Raw genomic sequence first — 14,831 nt, 5'->3', positions numbered from 1 at the left:
GCGGCGACCCGGTAGCGCCGCCCGCCTCGCGTGTCAGACCTTTCCGCCCAGCAGTGCCTCCAGCTTGAGCTGATCACGGGCAAACAGGCGGATGCCTTCGGCCAGCTTCTCGGTGCCCATCGCATCTTCGTTGAGTGCCCAGCGGAAGGCCTGTTCATCCAGCACCTGGCGGGCTTCCCCGCTGGTACCGGGAGCCAGCCTGCGCTCCACTGGGCCTTCCTCCTCGGCCAGTTGTTGCAGCAGTTCGGGACTGATGGTCAGGCGGTCGCAGCCGGCCAGCTGTTCGATCTGCCCCAGGTTGCGGAAGCTCGCGCCCATCACCACGGTTCCGTAGCCGTTGGCCTTGTAATAGTTGTAGATGCGCGTGACCGACTGCACGCCAGGATCCTCCGCTCCGGCAAAGTCACGTCCCTCCGCCTTCTTGTACCAGTCGTAGATGCGGCCGACGAAGGGAGAAATCAGAAATACCCCGGCATCGGCGCAGGCGGCGGCCTGGGCAAAGGAGAACAGCAGGGTCAGGTTGGTCTGGATGCCGGCCTGCTCCAGTCGTTCGGCTGCGCGGATACCCTCCCAGGTAGCGGCGATCTTGATCAGCACGCGTTGGTGAGCGATACCGGCCTGCCCGTAGAGTTCGATCAGCCGTTCGGCCCGGTCTATGGTGGCCTGGCTGTCGAAGGACAGGCGCGCGTCCACTTCGGTGGAGATGCGCCCGGGAATTACCTTGAGAATCTCCTGGCCCACGGCGACAGCGAAGCGGTCGCAGGCCAGTCCGAGGTCGCCAGTACAGCCTGCCACCGCCTGTTCCAGCAGCCCGGCGTAGCGGGGCAGGGCAGCGGCCTTGAGCAGCAGGGAGGGGTTGGTGGTGGCATCGACCGGCTTCAGGCGGGCGATGGCGTCCAGGTCGCCGGTGTCGGCGACCACCGTAGTGTATTGCTTGAGTTGCTCCAGCTTGGATGTCATGGGCTCTGTCCTTTTGCGATTGCCTGACCTTACCCGAGCACCGGACCGCTCTCAATGGGCAAGTCGCTGGCCTGTGCGGGAGGGTCGTGGAACGGCTAGCGCTTCGATGCCTGTTGCGGCGCAACGTTCCCTGCAACTGCCTTCAGCGCCCTTCGAGCAGGGCTGCCGCCTGCTCGAACAGCTCCAGCGGATCGCTGGCATTGTGAATGTCCACCGACAGCAACTGGCGAAAGCGGCGCGCTCCAGGAAAGCCCTGTCCCAGGCCCAGCACGTGGCGCGTGATGTGGTGCAGGGCGCCGCCTTCGACCAGGTGGCGCTGGATATAGGGGCGCAGGCGCTCCAGCGCCTCGCGCCGACTGATCGGGGGGAGAGGACTGTCGAACAATTGCCGGTCGACTTGGGCGAGCAGATAAGGATTGTGGTAGGCCTCGCGCCCGAGCATCACGCCGTCGAAGGTCTGTAGTTGCTGCCGACACTCCTCGAGGGTCTTGATCCCCCCGTTGAGAATGATCTCCAGATCGGGAAAATCCCGCTTGAGCTGTGCAGCCACCTCATAGCGCAATGGCGGAATCTCGCGGTTCTCCTTGGGCGACAGCCCGGCGAGGATAGCGATGCGGGCATGCACGATGAAGCTCCGGCAGCCCGCTTCACGCACCTGGCCGACGAAGTCGCAGAGCTCGGCGTAGGAGTCCCGGCCGTCGATGCCGATGCGGTGCTTGACCGTGACCGGAATGGCCACGGTATCGCGCATTGCCTTCACGCAATCGGCCACCAGCGTTGGGTGACCCATCAGGCAGGCGCCGATCAGGTTGTTCTGCACGCGGTCGCTCGGACAGCCGACATTCAGGTTGACTTCGTCGTAGCCGGCTTGCTCGGCCAGTTTCGCGCAGGCAGCCAGTTCGGCAGGCACGCTGCCGCCCAACTGCAGTGCCAGAGGATGCTCCATCTGATCATGGTGCAGGAAGCGCCGGGCATCGCCATGCAGCAGTGCGCCACTGGTGACCATCTCGGTATAAAGGAGGGCATGTTGCGACAACTGCCGGAGAAAGAAGCGGCAATGCCGATCTGTCCAGTCCATCATCGGCGCCACGCAGAAGCGGCGGGAAGGCTCAGGGCGCGTGGTTGCTGGGTTCTGGCTGGTTTTCGTCGGGCTTTCGGCAGTGTGCATTTATGTGGATTTTCTGGTGTTTTCGGGTGTTTCTAAAAGGTCGGTGGTAAAATTTACCACCCGGTAAATCAGATTTACCACCGACCTCGAAGGGTTTTCCACCATGGCCACCATCCGTACCCGGAAGAACAAGGACGGCTCCGTGATGTACACCGCGCAGATCAGGATCAAGCGCGATGGCGTCCAAGTCTATCAGGAGAGCGCGAGCTTCAGTCGCCGGAAGGCGGCCGAGGCTTGGGCGAAGCGACGGGAGACCGAGCTGAGCGAGCCTGGCGCATTGGAGCGCGAGCAGCGCGGTGGCAGGGTCACTCTGGCGGAGATGATCGACCGCTATATCGGTGAGCGCGACCCTAAAAATCCGCTCGGCAAGACCAAGGAGGCTACTTTGCGTGCCGTGGCTGCTAGCCACCTGGGAGGTCTGCTCGAGTGCGAGCTCACAAGTCAGGCCCTGGTCGACTATGCGCTGTGGCGCATGAGTCCGGAGGGCGGCAGTGTGAAGCCGCAGACCGCTGGAAACGACTTGTCGCACATAGGCGCTGTGCTGACCATCGCGCGGCCGGCCTGGGGCTATGAGGTTGACGCGGGTGCGATGGCCGATGCGCGGCGGGTGATCAAGAAGCTTGGCTACAACACCAAGTCGCGCGAACGCGATCGCCGCCCGACCATCGACGAGCTGGGCTCCTTGTTGCAGCAGTTCGTGGCAGTGCAGGCGTCGCGCCCCACCAGTCTGGCCATGACCAAGGTGGTGGTATTCGCGCTGTTCTCGACGCGGCGTCAGGAAGAGATCACCAGGATTCGCTGGGATGACTTGGACGAAGCACGGCAGCGGGTGCTGGTGCGCGACATGAAGAACCCTGGCGACAAGTGGGGAAACGACGTGTGGTGCTCGCTGCCGGACGAAGCTTGGGCAATCGTGCAGAGCATGCCACGCACCTACCCTGAGATTTTCCCGTACACGGCAGATGCCATTCAGGGGGCGTGGAGCCGGGCGTGCAAGATCTGTGGTGTCGAGGATCTGCACTTCCATGATCTTCGCCACGAAGGCGTCAGCCGGCTGTTCGAGATGGGCTGGGATATTCCGAGAGCCGCGAGTGTGAGCGGGCACCGTAACTGGACGTCTCTGAGGCGATACACGCACCTGCACGAGCAGGGCGACAAGTATGCTGGCTGGGAGTGGTTGCCGAAGGTCATCGCCATGCCGGTGACCTTCGGGGAGTGGGTTGATCGGCGCAAGCGGTCAGGCGCGGCGGCGGTTTAGCGTTTCGCACTCACGAACGGCGTCGGCGCGCCTGGCGTCGATGTACTGCGCCAGGTCGGTCAGGTGGACCCCTTTCGCAGCTTTCTGCCCTCCCTCCATGCGCACGATCGGCAGGCTGATCTGACCGGCCAGCGCCTTGCGCTGGAATTGATCGGCGGTCAGGTTGAAATAGTCGCGGCAGACCCGTTCGAGAGGAATGATCGCCTGGCCGTTGTACTGGGCCATCAGCAGGAATGCGGTATTCACCGGCGCTTCCCTCCCTTGTTTTCGTCCCGCCTCATGCCGCCTCCCTGCCTTTTGGCAGGGCGATCCGGTGCCGCTTGGCGATCTTGCGCAAGGTGGCGGTGTTGACGCTGGTCTTGGCGCGGATCTGGCGTTCGGTCATGCCGAGGGAGACGCAGGCGCGGATGCGGTCGGCCAAGTTCAGCTCCTGCACGGCGAGCGGGCGTTTGCGGGTGCCGGGGATTCCGTTCTGCGGGTTATCGCGCCAGTGGGCCGGGGTCAGTCCGGCGGTGATGCCGTCCGGACGGGTGATGGTGCCGCCGGCGGCGAGATAGTCGGCTGTGGCCAGGGCGAGCTGCTGACGGAGTTTGTCCTGCTCGCGGATGGTGTTGAGGTTAAGCATGGCCAGCCTCCCGCTTCCCGCTTTCCATCCGGTCCAGCCTTTCTATCTCCGCCAGAATCAGCGCCCCGGCCTTCACCAGATCGCGGCGGGCGGTGGTGGGTTTCCAGTTGGACTCGCTCCATGGCCAGCGTGGCGGCGGCTCGTAGGTGTCGTGGCCGATGGCGTGCCAGTAGGCCGAGGTGGCGTAGCTGGCGGCGGCGCTGGCGAGTTGTCCATGGGTGTACTTGTCGTCGTGCTCGGGGCACCACTGTTCCTGTTCGATCTGACGGCGGCGCTCGGTGAGCACGTCGCGGGCCGCAAGGCTGGCAGCCTCGGGGAAGGGGCTGGTGTAAAGAGGCGTCAGCGACTGTTCGCCGTTGGCCGCACCGTTGAGTTTCGAGCGATAGACGCCCGCCGCGCCGAGCCAGGCATAGGGCTGGATGCTGTCTTTCATGCCGCCACCTCCCGCCGTTCCGGCCCGAGGGCCGCAGCCAGTTCACGCAACTGGTGGGCGACGGTACGGGCGTCGCGGGCCTTGCGGGTGGCGGTCATGGCGTCCCAGGTGGCGGCGGCCAGTTCCAGGTTGGTGGAGGCTTGGCGCAGCAGGGCGGCGTGCTCGGCGTTCAGGCCCTGCGCTTCGTCGAGGCGCAGGGTGGCTTCCTCCAGGGCTTCGGCTGTCTGGCGGCGTTCGCGGGCGCGTTCGTTCTGCACTTGGCGCAGTTCGGCCCGGGTGGCGGCGAGGATACGTTCGGCGCTGGTCAGGCGCTGGCCGGATTCGAGCAGCTCGGCGGCGAGTTGCTCGCGGGCGGCGTCGTGGCCGTCGCGGTGGGCGCGTTGCAGGCCGAGGCGGATGCCGGCGGCGTGGCCGGTCAGGTAGCAGCCGGCAGTGGCGATGCCGGTGCCGAGGGTGATGCCGATCAGGGCGGCGGTGGTCATGTCCATGGTGTGCTTCAGGGTGTGGCGAGGCCAGGTGGTGGCTGGCGTGGGTTATTCCTGTTCGCCGCCGTCCGGTGGCGACAGCCGGCGGGCGAGTTCTTCGTCGGCCAGCCAGGCGCGCTCCTCGATGTAGGCGGCCAGGTGGCGGAGGTGGACGTACTGCTGGCGTTTGTTGCTGGTCACCACGGTGGTGAGCGGCAGCGGGATGCGCTCGGTGCCGATGGCGGCCTTGAACGTCTCCGCGTTCATGTTGCGGAAGTACCGCGCGCGCAGCTGTTCGAGGGGTATCAGCTCGTCGCCGAAGACCCGGAACAGCCGCTCGATGGCATCCGGCGGCGGGGCGAGGGTCAGGCGCAGGGGCGGCTGGAGGTGGTCGTTGGGTTTGCTCACGGCTTCTTCTTCCTTGCCCGGAGGTTCCAGGCTGACTCGACGTGATCTTTCACCAGCTCGCGCAGTTCCTCCGGCACCTCGGCGAGCGCCTGCTGGCGTTCTTCCTTGGTGCGCAGGGCGAGGATCTGCGCGGCGTATTGCCTAGGCGACATCGCGGCCTTCCTGCTCGAGCGGAGGCGGCGGCAAGTCGATATCCAGTTGTGCGGCCAGCCAGTGCAGGCCGGCCCGCGTCACCCGCGTGGAGCGGCTGTACTGCATGCCCAGCGTCGGGTGATACCAGTGGCCCTCGTGGACCTTCAGGTGCAGGCGGTCGCGTTCCGGGTGGGCCGGCAGGTTGTCGGCGTCGAGCAGGCCGGCGGCGCGCATCCGCTTGATCAGCTGCGGGCGGCTGATGCCGAGGCGCGCGGCGGCGTTGGCGAGTGTGTGGGCCATCGCGGACCTCTCAGGCGGCGATGGCCGCCGGCGTGGCGGCGAGGGACAGGTGCTCGACGGCCTCGACGATCCGCGCATAGACCTTGCTCTCGCTGCCCTCGTAGTTGGCGAGCAGGATGGTGCGCGGGCGCGACTCGCCGATGGCCAGGATGCCGGTGACGCCCGGCCGGGGCCGGTTGCGGTGGATGGCGACGCGGATCGGGTGGGCGTGGCCCAGATGCAGTTCGAGGAAGCCGCCGCGCTGCACGACGTGACGCAGTTGCCGTTCCTGGTCGCTGTCGAGCAGCGGCTCGTCCTCCGGCGGGAGGACGGCGACCACGCGGGCCGGGGCCGGCTCGGCGGAGTCCAGGCGGCCGTTGGCGATGGCCTCGACGAAGTCGGCCAGCAGGTGCGCCGGGTGCGGCTCGCCGTGGGGCAGGGTGAGGCTGTGACGCTGGCCGCCCAGTTCGACGGTGGCCTCGGTGCTGGAAGGGCCGCGCTCGACCTTCAGGCGGAACATGATGCTGTGCCGGGAAAAGGCCGAGCGGCAGGTGTGGTTGAAGCTGCCGTTCAGGTTGAGCTGGGCGGCGAGCAGGGTCAGGGTCTGGTCGCTGAGGGTGAAGGTGTTCATCAGGCCGCGTCTCCGCCGGAGGGATAGTCGGAGGAGGGCGCAGTAGCCTTGGTGCGGCTGACCAGCTTGGGCTTGCCGCCGTGAATGACTACAAGGCGTTTGGTGTCGGCCTGGAGCTGCTCGATCAGCCGGCGGTTGGAGGCGCACGTCGGGTGGACGTGCAGGGTGGCGGTGGTGTGCATGGTGGGCCTCGGCTCTGTGGTGGAGAGACGAGGCAATTAAACATACAGTTTATGGAGCGGTCAACGTGTTATGTTTATTTTTCTGCTTGAATGCACGAAAAACGCCAGAGCGAGGCCTGAGGCCTGAGGCCTGGGTCAGGTGAAAAACATTGCTGTATAAACTGTATCCGAGCCGGAGGCTAATAAATATGCGCGTTCTTTCGACTCAAACTAATATTTGGGAAGTAAAGATTTCCCGTAGAAGTTGGTTAGGAGGGGCAAGCCTTAATAATTTTTTATGCACATTATATTTATGCCTCAGCTGTATCTGTTTCTTTTTCGGTGCAAAATTTTTCTTCTATTAGATCTATAAACCAATCATCTGCGCTTTGTTTCATATTTTTTAGTAAAGGGCGCTTTTCATCTTTAGAAAGATTGGGGTGATTGCTAGCAGCATAGTAAATAGCTCTTTGCACAAACCGTGGCACGACAGGGTAAACCTCTAGGCTAAGTTTTCGCATTCGAGCTCTGTCAAGGCATGCATATGAGAGGGAAATAGCCTCTCGAAAAAAAATAGCATTATCAGTGTATTTATGATTGTCTACAATGTGACGTGCTAATGAGTAATCTGTAAAGCCATCTGTTGATGTCAGTCTCAGTATTGGAAGTTGGTATGGGTAGGCACAGTGTTTCCAGTCAATATGATTAAGTATTGATTTGCTTATGTCGGCCTGAAGCTCTTTTGAAAATCTTTTTCTTTCTTTAATGAGAGCATCGCAGATGTAAAATATAGAGGTAATTTTGTGGTCAATGAGGGTATTTAGGATGGATATGTCTTGCTCTGCATAAATAAAGTATTTAACTACTAGCTTTATTTGGTCCTCTTCTTGGGAGGGGGGAGATGTTTGAAGCGAGCTTAAAACATCTTTCTTTGAGAGTTTTTGTATTTTTTCTAATGCTTCTTTTCCTGGCTCTCGATAATATTTGGAAAAGCTAGAGCGACCGCTTGCTCTTCTTGTTGATCTGACTTCAATTTTTTCTTCGATATTGATTGGTTCGTGCTCAAGTCCCTGAAGTGGCTTGTTCTCAGGGTGTTGATCTTCGTGCTCGCTTATTTGGAAAATATGAGTCTTCTTGCTATTAATTGACAAGCCTTCATCTGCAAGAAGGGTGGTTAATAGTTGTATTGCACTATAGGCTTCGGCTCTCGTCTTAGAAAAAATTCGATAGTCATCTACATATCGAACAAAGACAATATTGTGGTCAAGTAGTTTTTTATCTATATCAATAAGTATGGCTTCAGATATGACTCTGCTTGCGTCAGATCCTACAGGAACTCCGAAGCTTCTTCTGTCTCCCGCCCAAAACAAAAGCATTTCTCGAAGCAGAGTGACATATTTTTTGTTACATCCTATATCCAGTAAGTGATTTTCAAGAGAGTGATTGCCAATGCGATCAAAAAAATTGGAAATATCTGTAGCTATTTTCCATTTTCCGATGTGCTCTCTTGAAAGCTCACTAGATCTAGCCCTAAAACTATCATACCCAAAGCTTGGGTCGAATAACTCGCCATCTGACTCAGATAATCTATGAGAGTGAATATATTTTTTTTCTTTCGATATCCTTGCGGGTTCTATCTTTTCGTATAGTAAAATACAAACCGCAAGATACTTGACAGAGTCAAAAGGGTCTATCCAGGCTACTTGGCGGAATGAATTGTTGTCTTTGACAACTAGGCTGTTGTGGATTCCACCAATCCTATATTGAGTAAGTTCGGCCTGCTTGATGAAATTAAGAGTGTCTTTGAAAGCTTTTTTTTCGAACTCTTCAATATTTGTAGTGATGATTTGATGTTCAATTGATGAGGAAAAAATAGGAGGCTTGAAGATATCGTCGCAGCCTTTTCTTATGATGTGTGAGATTGCAAGCTTAATAGCTCGCTCAATCTTCCTAAACTCTATGGCATCCATGCGTTCTCCAGCTTGGATTTCAAGTTTTTAAGGGGGGCTTCGGAATGTCAATTGCTGCAAGATTTAGTGCTGGAATTTTTATTCGCTTTCCGCCCCTTTATTATTGATTTGTTTGGGTTGCTTTGAGCGAGAGGGCTTAGGTGGGATGTTCATGGAAATCTTAAGAGCTACCTTTTCGCTTACGATATTTCGCTGAATAAAGTGCTCTAAAGCCAAAAGCAGTGATTTAAATTCATCGCGGCTGGGCGCCCATGCACGATGAGCCGCAGCGTTACCGGCTTCGGTTACAACTTCTAACGTTTCAGCCTCTGCTTTACCGATAAACCCTTGTTCTTTGAGTTTTCTTAGTCTCAATGCTAAAAACTCGCCTGGGTCAAGCTTAAGGATTTCTGTTGAGCGATCAAGTGCTGTCCTAAGTCCGATTGATGCAAGAATAAGCAAGTCCATTTTATATGCTAGATACATTTCATCTAGAATCGCATAGAGTTGTGGATCAACTTTATTAATGCTCCATATCCAATCGGGTTTTTCGCTTTGATTTTCTGATGAGGGATATGTTTTAATAGTACACGGAAAGTATATCTCCCTTTGTCCTGTTTCTGAACTGAAGCGCTCATCCCAATCTTCAGAGTTCCAGCTCTCTATGTGATAGAAAACTAGTTCGCATCCGCAGCATCGAAGTAATTTATGATCGGTTTGACCATATACGTTATGCGTGCCATCGGTCCAGTCCCAAGGGCTTTCTAATGAGCCATGGACTTCGCATCTTCTTTCGTCGCTACACCTTGGGCAATGAGCTTTAACTATGTCCGTCATGTGAGCTCCTCAGGATACTTTGAGAATTTTGTGCATCACTGCAGATGCTGTTCGATCTAATGAACCCATTTGGCAAGTTTTTTTTTGTTATGAGTTAGGGCGTAACAGTGTGAATGCCATATCTTCTCCCCTTTAGTTACTCAGGTTTCGGTATCCTGATTAACTATGAACACTAAGACACATGCGTAATTTTTGGTTTGTATGCGGTCATCAGTGATATACCCCGTGATGACGTTATGAAGAGTGCCTCCTAGGTGAAGCGCTGTATCAAATCAGCGGCGCCGACTTCAACGGGCGGATGGTCGACCACCAAAACACCCGGCCTAGGATTCGGATGTTCTGGTCCTGCTGCTGCTGGAGACTGTAGTCCTCGTCCTTGTGCTCCTCCCGATTGAAGCTGCGCAGGCGGATACCGCCGCCGGGCAGGCGATAGAGGAACTTCACCCGCAGCATGCCGTCGTGCTCCAGGGCGTAGATCTCGCCGTCAATGACGTGAGTGGTGCCACGGTCTAGGCCGATTGTGGCGCCGTTCATGATCAGGGGCTCCATGCTGTTACCTGAGACGGTGGCGCACACGGCCTGGGATGGACACACGCCGGCTGCGCGCATGGTGGCATGGGAGAACCTGAGCTTGCGGCCTTCTACTTCCCGTACGGCTGTGCGGCCGCTGCCGGCCGCAAGTTCGACTTCCTTGTACAAGGGGATTTCTACCTCATCGTCATCGAGGGGCGTGCTGTTATCCCATGGGTGCAGCGGCTCCAGATGGCACGGCATGATTCCTTGGTCCTTGCTGCTCGCGCTATTGCCTGGTGCACCTGTGGCTGGTCGTGGCTCACCTTGGCCGGACTCCAGCCAGTCTCTGGAAACGTTCAGCGCAGTGGCAACCGCCGAGACCTTGGCTGCGGGAACCCCTCTGGATTTCCAGTTCGTGATGTTCTGCTCGTTTTCCAAGCCAAGGCGGCGAGCCAGCTCGGCCCCCGTGATGCCCGCAAGGGATAGGGCTTCCTCGAACCGTTTGGCGTTGCCATCAACGGTTGCTGAAGGTTGTGGCTCATCGGGGGCGCTATCTCCCTCCCCATCGGCCAGCCACCGTGCATTGACTTGGAGAAAGTCGGCGACCTTGAAGATTCGGGCCTTGGGAATGCCCCGATTGAACCAGTTGTTGACGTGCTGGGGCTCGACGCCCATCGCTGTAGCGAAGTCCCGGTAAGCGATGCCTCGTTCGTCGAGGAGCTCGCGAAGGCGTTTTCCTGAAATATTCATAAACACCGAGTTTACGGGGGGAGACATCCCGTATAAATAAACGTAAGGTGTACGCAGGTTCCCACGATAATCGGAATGTTTATGAGCGATTCAGCCTTGGAGAGAGCGATCCGGGCCGCAGGTGGCGGACGAGCCTTGGCCCGCAAGCTGGGGGTGAGCCCGATGGCTGTCTCTCAATGGAAAAAGCGGGGCGTTCCCGCCGAGCGCGTCCCCGCCGTGGTCCGCGCCACCGAGGGCGCCGTTCAGGCCCACGAGCTGCGCCCCGATCTACCCGAGCTTTTCCCGGTGCCGACCGATTCGGTCGCTGCCGCATAAAAAAACCGGGCGGCCTTTAACCAGCCGCCCGGTCTGCCCGGCGCCCTCACCACAAGGGCGTCGGGCGGTGCGTCGAGCCTGACGGGAGCACACCAATACACACGTCGGGTTCGGGCACCTACCAGGGCACGGATGCCCTGGGTTGCCAGCCTTTCCACCACAGAGCCGCTGGCTGTAGGGGCGGGGCGTTCGCGGAGCGGGCGCCTCGCCACAGAGGTGGCAGGCGGAATTTCCACCACAGAGCAACCGCCTGCCGATGCGACCACCTTTCAGTGACCACGGCGCGACTTTACCAGAGCCCCTGCGCCGCGGCACTGGCAGACTTTGGGGATTACTGCCATGAGCCGAGCCGATTCGGGCCGCTCCGAGCGGGCGCAGCGCGAGATTCTGGCGCTGCGCTTTTCGCTGTACCACGCCTGCCGGGACTTCCCCGGCGGTGCCGCGGCGATTGCCGCCATCTACGGTCGCAACCCGACCACCCTCCAGCACAAGATGAGCCCGACCCAGCCGACCCACTCGCCGAATCCGGACGAGATCGAGGAGGTGATCGCCGCCACGCGCGACCCGCGCATCGTGGATTCGATCATGGAGGCCTATGGCGACGCGGCCTGGGTGGACCTGCGCGAGCTGCTGCAGGGCTTCGACCACGACAAGGCCCTGCCGGGCGTGCTGAAGGCGGTGGGGGAAACCCTGCAGCGCCAGTCGGCGCTGACCGACTCGGTCGCCCGCCACCTGGCCGACGACGGGCGCATCGACCGGGAGGAGTTCGCCGAGTGCAAGCTGCACCTGCGCCGCACCCAGGGCGCGCTGCTGGCGTTGGAGCGGATGTTGGAGCGGGCGGTGGAGGGATTCCATGGCTGAACGCATGGATGACGTTCTGGAGCAGTTCCGGCAGTTCGGCCTGGCGGTCGAGCTGCCGCTTTGTTTCGGCAAGCTGACCCGGGTGAAGGCCGAGGGCGACAAGGGCAAGGCCCGCACGGGCTGGTACATCGCCCACGAGTACCGGACCGAGCAGGGCGAGACGCTGATCTTCGGCGCCTACGGCAACTGGCGTCTGGGGGCGTCGGAGAAGATCAAGGTCAAGGGCGTGCGGCTGACCGACGAGGAGCGCGAGCTGATGCGCGCCCGCCAGGAGGAGGCCAAGCGTCGCGCCGCGGAAGCGCAACAGCACGCTGCGCGGCGCGCGGCCAGGCGGGCGGCGGCCTTGTGGCCGAGGATGGCGGAGAAGGGCGCGAGCGCCTATCTGCAGCGCAAGCAGGTGGTCGGCTTCGGGGTGCGCTATGCGCCGAGGAGCGGAGCGGTCCTGGTGCCGATGCGTACCGCCCGCGGCGAGCTGGCTGGGCTGCAGGTGATCTACCCGCAGAAGCAGGAGCAACTGGGCCGCGACAAGACCTACTGGCCGGCCGGCATGGCGAAGGAGGGGGCGTTCCATCTGATCGGCCCGCATCCCGAGCCGGGCGAGCCGCTGCTGGTGTGCGAGGGTTACGCCACCGGCGCAAGCCTGCACATGGCGACCGGCTGTGCCGTGGCGATCACCTTCGACGCGGGCAACCTGCTGCCGGTGGGCAAGACGATGCGGGAGCAGTTTCCCGGCCGGCCGCTGATCTTCTGCGCGGACGACGACTGGAAGACCACCCGCCCGAACGGCGAGCCGTGGAATCCGGGCGTGGAGAAGGCCTCGAATGCCGCCACCATCCTCGGCGGCCAGGCGGTGGTGCCGGTGTTCGGCGCCGGGCGCGAGGAGAAGTGGACCGACTTCAACGATCTGCACGTCGCCGAGGGGCTGGATGCGGTGCGCCGGCAGGTGCTGGCGGTGGTTCGCCCGCCTGCGGCCGGGGGCTGGAAAGACAAGCTGCAGCGCAGCGAATCCGGCGCGCTGATCGCCCATGCCTTCAATGTGGCGCTGATCCTGGGGAACGACGAGCGCTGGGCCGGGGTGATCGGCTACAACGCCTTCAGCTCGAAGATCGTGAAGCGCCGTTCGCCGCCCTATGGCAGCGAAACGGGAGAGTGGAGCGACCTGGACGATGCGCGGGTGGTGATGTGGCTGGCCGAGCAGTACAACCTGCGGGTGAAGGCGCCCAGCGTGGTCGAGGCGGTCAGCGTGGTCGCCAACGATCATGCGTTCCACCCAGTGCGGGAGTATCTGCAGGGGCTGGAGTGGGACCGGGTGGCGCGTCTGGAGAGCTGGCTGCATCTGATCTTCGGGGTGCCGATGTCGCCCTACAGCATGAAGGTGGGCAAGCGCTGGCTGATCTCGGCCGTGGCGCGGGTGATGAGGCCGGGCTGCAAGGCGGATGCGGTGCTGATCCTCGAGGGCGCGCAGGGCGCGGGCAAGTCCACGGCGCTGTCGATCCTGGGCGGCGAGTGGTTCATGGATACGCCGTTCAACCTGGGCGACAAGGACGGCTTCCAGGTGATCCGCGGCAAGTGGATCGTCGAGCTGGGCGAGCTGGACAGCTTCAACAAGGCCGAGTCGACGCGGGCCAAGCAATTCTTCTCGGCGTCCGTCGATACCTACCGGGAGAGCTACGGCCGCCGGGTGCTGGACGTGCCACGCCAGTGTGTTTTCGCCGGCACGACCAACCAGGAGGAGTACCTGAAGGACACCACCGGCAACCGCCGCTACTGGCCGGTGACCTGCCAGAAGGTGGAGCTGGAGGCCTTGCGCGAGCTGCGCGACCAGTTGTGGGCCGAGGCGGTGTTCCGCTTCCAGGCCGGCGAGGGCTGGTGGGTGGCACGGGAAGAGGCCGAGCAGTTCGCGGAGCAGCAGGATGCCCGCTATACGGTGGATGCCTGGGAGTACCCGATCCGCCAATGGCTCGAAGACCCGGCCTCGGGCGAGACCGTCACCTCCGACCGCATCCTGCAGGATGCCCTGAAGCTGGATTATGGCCACTGGGGCCGGCCGGAGCAGATCCGCGTCGGTCACATCATGCAGCGCCTCGGCTGGCGACGGGAGCGGCTGGCGGCCTCGCGCAAGAGCGGCATCCGCCCCTGGGGCTATCGGCGGCCGGAAAGCTGGAAGCTGGCGGCCGCCGCCGAGGCGGCCGAAGCGGCGGCCAAGGCCAGGGAGACGGCGTTTTGATCAAGGAGATCGACGAGCTGCTGCACGGCTGGGCCAAGCAGCGGGCCATCCGCGAGGCCTTCCCCGGCCCCGGCAACGTTCGCTGCACCATCGGCACCCTGATCGACAGCCAGGGGGTGGTGATTCCGGCCACCAAGCGCTCGCGCGGGCTGGACGACCCGCGCTTCCCGGTGACCGAACTGATCGTCAACGCCCTGCGGCACGACCTGAACCGGCTGGTCTACGAGCACTACCTGCGCAACCCGCTCAGCACGCCTGCCCAGAAGGCGCGGGCGCTGGGCTATTCCGGCACCAGTGCCTACTACCGGGCACTGGGGACGGCGCATGAGCACGTGCGGGCGGCGCTGGTGAAGAGGAGGGCGGCGTGAGGGGGCGCTCGTCTTCCGCCTTCGGGGGCATCGGTCTGGACGAGCCGGCGCCTCGTTGCGCCTGTGCCTGTCCCGTCTGTCCCATTGCGCCAAAGGCAATGGGACAAGTGCAGGGCTCGCCGTTAGTGGGCTTGTCCCGTGTCCCATCGCATACACGCCCGCGCATGTATGCGCACGAGCAAATGCGCGCAGGCGCGCAGCGTGTATTTCCCACCACCCCCCCTATATATAGACTTCAGATATCAATGGGACATGGGACATTTCTATATAAATCAATAATTTGTGGTGCCCTATCTGATTTTCTCGAATAGGACGAATGGGGTGGAAAGGAAAAAGCGAAATCCAGACAGGGAGAATTACCGACGTACAGGGGACGTTCGCCGGACGTAACAGGGATATTGAGGGTATGGCAGTGAAAAGGGCTTGCTGCCATGGGAATCGAGGGGTAAAAAGTCGTCATTCTTGTATAGGTGCAAGCGCAGCAAGCGCCTC

General features: G+C 60.9%; 19 protein-coding genes. 5 read left to right on the top strand and 14 right to left on the bottom strand.

What is annotated here, in order from left to right; all coding sequences use genetic code 11:
- Positions 1-33: 33 nt before the first annotated feature.
- Both tal and dusA read right to left on the bottom strand, forming a co-directional pair.
- Positions 34-960 (bottom strand): transaldolase, encoded by a 927-nt coding sequence (gene tal / locus ACG10_RS12750; RefSeq protein WP_089168504.1) that lies wholly within the window; start codon positions 958-960, stop codon positions 34-36.
- A gap of 142 nt (positions 961-1,102) precedes the next feature.
- Positions 1,103-2,041 (bottom strand): tRNA dihydrouridine(20/20a) synthase DusA, encoded by a 939-nt coding sequence (gene dusA / locus ACG10_RS12745; RefSeq protein ID WP_232487273.1) that lies wholly within the window; start codon positions 2,039-2,041, stop codon positions 1,103-1,105.
- Between the two features lie 190 nt (positions 2,042-2,231).
- Between dusA and ACG10_RS12740 the strand changes: the two genes are divergently transcribed.
- Entirely contained in the window at positions 2,232-3,386 is a 1,155-nt protein-coding gene (locus ACG10_RS12740) for a site-specific integrase (RefSeq protein WP_198318940.1), read from the top strand.
- Here the strand turns inward: ACG10_RS12740 and ACG10_RS12735 are convergent.
- From ACG10_RS12735 to ACG10_RS12685, 12 genes are all read right to left on the bottom strand, one after another.
- Entirely contained in the window at positions 3,366-3,632 is a 267-nt protein-coding gene (locus tag ACG10_RS12735) for a pyocin activator PrtN family protein (RefSeq protein ID WP_089168502.1), read from the bottom strand. The genes ACG10_RS12740 and ACG10_RS12735 overlap by 21 nt on opposite strands.
- Before the next feature lie 31 nt (positions 3,633-3,663).
- Positions 3,664-4,011 (bottom strand): hypothetical protein, encoded by a 348-nt coding sequence (locus ACG10_RS12730; RefSeq protein WP_089168501.1) that lies wholly within the window; start codon positions 4,009-4,011, stop codon positions 3,664-3,666.
- Positions 4,004-4,444: a hypothetical protein gene (locus ACG10_RS12725; protein ID WP_232487105.1), complete on the bottom strand. Its 441-nt coding sequence runs from the start codon at positions 4,442-4,444 to the stop codon at positions 4,004-4,006. Before ACG10_RS12725 ends, ACG10_RS12730 begins: the two co-directional genes overlap by 8 nt.
- Entirely contained in the window at positions 4,441-4,932 is a 492-nt protein-coding gene (locus ACG10_RS12720; RefSeq protein WP_089168500.1) for a hypothetical protein, read from the bottom strand. The genes ACG10_RS12725 and ACG10_RS12720 overlap by 4 nt, the downstream gene beginning before the upstream one ends.
- Positions 4,933-4,977: 45 nt before the next feature.
- Entirely contained in the window at positions 4,978-5,316 is a 339-nt protein-coding gene (locus ACG10_RS12715; RefSeq protein WP_089168499.1) for a pyocin activator PrtN family protein, read from the bottom strand.
- A complete protein-coding gene (locus ACG10_RS24135) occupies positions 5,313-5,468 on the bottom strand; it encodes a hypothetical protein (RefSeq protein WP_165494357.1) in 156 nt (51 codons plus the stop codon). Before ACG10_RS24135 ends, ACG10_RS12715 begins: the two co-directional genes overlap by 4 nt.
- Complete coding sequence (locus ACG10_RS12710) at positions 5,458-5,748, bottom strand: phage antirepressor KilAC domain-containing protein (RefSeq protein ID WP_089168498.1); 291 nt, start codon at positions 5,746-5,748, stop codon at positions 5,458-5,460. The genes ACG10_RS24135 and ACG10_RS12710 overlap by 11 nt, the downstream gene beginning before the upstream one ends.
- A gap of 10 nt (positions 5,749-5,758) precedes the next feature.
- Entirely contained in the window at positions 5,759-6,358 is a 600-nt protein-coding gene (locus ACG10_RS12705; RefSeq protein WP_089168497.1) for a hypothetical protein, read from the bottom strand.
- Positions 6,358-6,540, bottom strand: coding sequence for a hypothetical protein (locus tag ACG10_RS12700; protein ID WP_089168496.1), 183 nt, complete (start codon positions 6,538-6,540; stop codon positions 6,358-6,360). The genes ACG10_RS12705 and ACG10_RS12700 overlap by 1 nt, the downstream gene beginning before the upstream one ends.
- Before the next feature lie 290 nt (positions 6,541-6,830).
- A complete protein-coding gene (locus tag ACG10_RS12695) occupies positions 6,831-8,489 on the bottom strand; it encodes an RNA-directed DNA polymerase (protein WP_089168495.1) in 1,659 nt (552 codons plus the stop codon).
- A gap of 78 nt (positions 8,490-8,567) precedes the next feature.
- Positions 8,568-9,305 carry a DUF4145 domain-containing protein gene (locus ACG10_RS12690; RefSeq protein ID WP_089168494.1) on the bottom strand — a complete coding sequence of 246 codons (738 nt, stop codon included), beginning with the start codon at positions 9,303-9,305 and terminating at the stop codon, positions 8,568-8,570.
- A gap of 267 nt (positions 9,306-9,572) precedes the next feature.
- Positions 9,573-10,568 (bottom strand): LexA family transcriptional regulator, encoded by a 996-nt coding sequence (locus ACG10_RS12685; RefSeq protein ID WP_269768823.1) that lies wholly within the window; start codon positions 10,566-10,568, stop codon positions 9,573-9,575.
- Between the two features lie 75 nt (positions 10,569-10,643).
- Between ACG10_RS12685 and ACG10_RS12680 the strand changes: the two genes are divergently transcribed.
- The 4 genes from ACG10_RS12680 to ACG10_RS12665 all read left to right on the top strand — a co-directional run bounded on the left by ACG10_RS12680 (position 10,644) and on the right by ACG10_RS12665 (position 14,339).
- On the top strand, positions 10,644-10,883 hold the full coding sequence (locus ACG10_RS12680) for a transcriptional regulator (protein ID WP_332460659.1): 240 nt from the start codon (positions 10,644-10,646) through the stop codon (positions 10,881-10,883).
- 339 nt (positions 10,884-11,222) lie between these two features.
- Positions 11,223-11,744 carry a phage regulatory CII family protein gene (locus tag ACG10_RS12675; RefSeq protein WP_169531069.1) on the top strand — a complete coding sequence of 174 codons (522 nt, stop codon included), beginning with the start codon at positions 11,223-11,225 and terminating at the stop codon, positions 11,742-11,744.
- Positions 11,737-13,971, top strand: coding sequence for a VapE domain-containing protein (locus ACG10_RS12670; protein ID WP_232487104.1), 2,235 nt, complete (start codon positions 11,737-11,739; stop codon positions 13,969-13,971). The genes ACG10_RS12675 and ACG10_RS12670 overlap by 8 nt, the downstream gene beginning before the upstream one ends.
- Complete coding sequence (locus ACG10_RS12665; RefSeq protein WP_089168492.1) at positions 13,968-14,339, top strand: PA0613 family protein; 372 nt, start codon at positions 13,968-13,970, stop codon at positions 14,337-14,339. Before ACG10_RS12670 ends, ACG10_RS12665 begins: the two co-directional genes overlap by 4 nt.
- Positions 14,340-14,831 lie beyond the last annotated feature (492 nt).

The sequence above is a fragment of the Azotobacter chroococcum genome (genome assembly GCF_002220155.1).
Classification (GTDB): domain Bacteria; phylum Pseudomonadota; class Gammaproteobacteria; order Pseudomonadales; family Pseudomonadaceae; genus Azotobacter; species Azotobacter chroococcum.
Note: the sequence above shows the minus strand (reverse complement) of the source record. Positions and strands in the feature narration are given on the sequence as shown.